2 protein-coding genes are annotated in these 2,371 nt (G+C 35.7%); both read left to right on the top strand.

Annotated elements, in window-relative coordinates:
* Window positions 1-527 (top strand): UPF0236 family transposase-like protein (locus GGQ92_RS16210; RefSeq protein WP_184251350.1); only part of this gene is annotated, 527 nt, incomplete at its 5' end.
* A gap of 413 nt (window positions 528-940) precedes the next feature.
* On the top strand, window positions 941-2,311 hold the full coding sequence (locus GGQ92_RS16205; RefSeq protein ID WP_184251348.1) for a hypothetical protein: 1,371 nt from the start codon (window positions 941-943) through the stop codon (window positions 2,309-2,311).
* Window positions 2,312-2,371 lie beyond the last annotated feature (60 nt).

Below are 2,371 nucleotides of genomic sequence, written 5' to 3'. Positions count from 1 at the left end.
GAGTGAAGCATGAATTCAAACCATCTGTTAAAAAAGCAATCGAGCAAAAAGAAGAAGACGCCTTTATTCGATGGATGGATACGTATGAAAGTATGTTAGAAAACGAGAAAAAAATCGAGAGAGTGCAGAAGTTTAAGCAGTACATTTTAAATAATTGGTCTCGTATTCAGGATTGGCGGAACGAGGTCGAAGATACACCAGACAATGCAAGGAGTTTAGGAGCAATGGAGTCACACCAACGTCATGTGACTTTTCGGATGAAGAAGCGTGGGATGCATTGGAGTGACGATGGGGCTGAATCGATGGTGAAGGTAAAACAGGGCATGATAAACGGCACTTTGCGAGGGGTTTATTTAAAGCATCAAAGGCGAAGCGCACGAGAACAGCGAAGGGTGAAACAAACAGTTCGCATGTCTGCATACTTAAAGCAGTCTACTAGGCCGGCTATTGGTGTAAAACAGGGTTCTATCAGTTTGTATACGTCTCATTCGAGTGCAGGAGGAAAATTACGCAAGATCTTTCGTTGACCACTTCGAGGAGAGAAGCTTTGAATAAAGGTTCTCTATCGGAAGTGGAAACCAAGCGTAGCGCGGTAGAATTTCCAGTTAAGTGTACAAAAAGAGAAAGCTCTATCTATTGAGGGTTTAACGTCCTTGAGAAATACTTGACACAAACTAAGGGATAGGGTAAATAGGAAAGGACTGCTAATTAATGTAAAATTGTAAGTTGACTTTTAAATCACTGTTAGTTATCATTTGAACGAATTTCATAATTCCCAGCCCTTGCCACACAAGGGCTGGGAATTATGAAATTCGTTCAAGTATCTAATAATTACCTACTTAGAATTATTCAAAAGAGGTTTGTATGATAAGATTGACTATATACAACAAAATTTTACAGAATCGGATTAGAAAACTCAACAATATTAGGAGGGATGTATATGAAGACAGCGGTTGATTTTTTAACAGAATGGGCAGGTGAAGAAGCATGGAAGGTTCACATTCTTAACAAAGTAAAAAATAATAATGAAATTGATCCGCCACAACTGTTGGATGAAGTTTTGCACCTAATGAAAACAAAAGAAGCGGTTGATTTTGATGGGGAGTCTGATACGAGTAGTGAAATGTTGGAAAGAAAGAAATTAATTATAAGTGAAATAGAGTCTCCTAAAAATGTTAATGCTTTATCGGGTGATGCTCAATTTTCTTTAGGGAAAAATCTTAATGTATTTTATGGCGAAAATGGTTCAGGGAAGTCTTCATATGTTCGTATGTTTCGTAAGTTAGCTGATCACTATTTTACTTCAGAAAAAGACCTTACCATACTACCAAATGTTTATCAGGAAGACTCGGCAGAAGATCATTTATCACAAACAGTTGGAGTTACATATCTATTGGATGATCAAATAAAAGATGATCTTGTAGATATAAATAAACCACATGCTGAATTATGCAAAATCAATGTTTTTGATAGTGAGTCTGTCCTTCCTTTAATTAATAGTGATCTTACATTTAGCATACTACCAAAGGGATTTGAGAAGTTCCAAATGGTGTCGGAATTGCTGGATTCTCTGCGTAAAGAAATTTCAGCTACTATCGTCGCTGAAAAAGAGAAGCAAGGAAGGATATTCTCTGATTCTTCTTATGACTACATACGAGAAGAGATTGATAGAATTAAAGAGGAAGTTAAGGATTCAGATGATATACAGGAGTTTCTTAATAGTAACTACCCTCGTAGTGATTCTTATGAAGAGGTTATGGAAGAGATTGATACGCAAATTAAAGAATTAGAATCTGCTAATCCCAAAGATAAGATTACTATTTTAACAGCTCAAAAGACCAAACTTAAATCAATTAAGGATTCATTTAAGAAATTGTCAACCGTACTAAGTAGAGAAAACATAGAAAAGGTCAATGAGTTAATTAAAGATTACGAGAAAAAGATACAAGAAGAGCAGGAGTTCAATGAAACTTTTCAGAAAAATGTGTCTTTTCTTGAAGTAGTAAATGATGAATGGTTTGAGTTCGTTAAGATGGGCAAGAAGTATTATGAATCTATTAGTCGGGATCATGTTCATGAAGGCGAGGCATGTATTTTCTGTAGCCAGTCCCTTGATTCTACGAGTGTGAATATAATTGAAAATAATTTTAAACACATTTCTAAAAGCAACGAGGGATTATTGGGTTCAATTGAAAAGGAAATTAGCAAACATGATACAGATAATATAAGGATTAGTCTATCTGAAGAAGAGGCCGCCTTGTTTGAAAGTGAAAAATTGGATAGGTTACACTTAGTTGGACAGATTCGTTAAGGTCATCTAAACTTGAATCAAATAAAAGTCTGAGGAGATTCACTAATGACCAGAAAACCA

Origin of the sequence: Gracilibacillus halotolerans, assembly GCF_014206945.1 — a bacterium.
GTDB classification, from domain to species: Bacteria; Bacillota; Bacilli; order Bacillales; family Amphibacillaceae; genus Gracilibacillus; species Gracilibacillus halotolerans.
The sequence above is the reverse complement of the archived record's forward strand: the minus strand, read 5'-3'. Positions and strand labels throughout refer to the sequence as shown.

Bases quoted from the DNA above. Each gene is read 5' to 3' on its own strand.
- GGQ92_RS16205 (WP_184251348.1), top strand. From the start codon at position 941: ATGAAGACAGCGGTTGATTTTTTAACAGAATGGGCAGGTGAAGAAGCA.